Source organism: Streptomyces sp. URMC 123 (assembly GCF_051386515.1).
Taxonomy (GTDB): domain Bacteria; phylum Actinomycetota; class Actinomycetes; order Streptomycetales; family Streptomycetaceae; genus Streptomyces.
This window is the reverse complement of sequence record NZ_JBPQTV010000802.1, coordinates 1-233: the sequence shown is the minus strand read 5'-3', so window position 1 is coordinate 233 and position 233 is coordinate 1. Positions and strand designations below refer to the sequence as shown.

1 protein-coding gene is annotated in these 233 nt (G+C 63.5%); it reads left to right on the top strand.

Annotation, left to right across the window (positions count from 1 at the left end; translation table 11 throughout):
* A partial coding sequence (locus ACSNOD_RS32060) for a flavodoxin-dependent (E)-4-hydroxy-3-methylbut-2-enyl-diphosphate synthase (protein WP_436770552.1) occupies positions 1-233 on the top strand: 233 nt, incomplete at both ends.

Below are 233 nucleotides of genomic sequence, written 5' to 3'. Positions count from 1 at the left end.
GATGTGTACAAGCTGGCGGATCAGGTGACGGCCGGTCTGGAGGGCATGGAGGTGCCGCTGCGGGTCGCCGTGATGGGCTGTGTGGTCAATGGTCCCGGTGAGGCGCGTGAGGCGGATCTGGGGGTGGCCTCGGGCAATGGCAAGGGTCAGATCTTTGTGAAGGGCGAGGTCATCAAGACCGTGCCGGAGTCGAAGATCGTGGAGACCCTGATCGAGGAGGCCATGAAGATCGC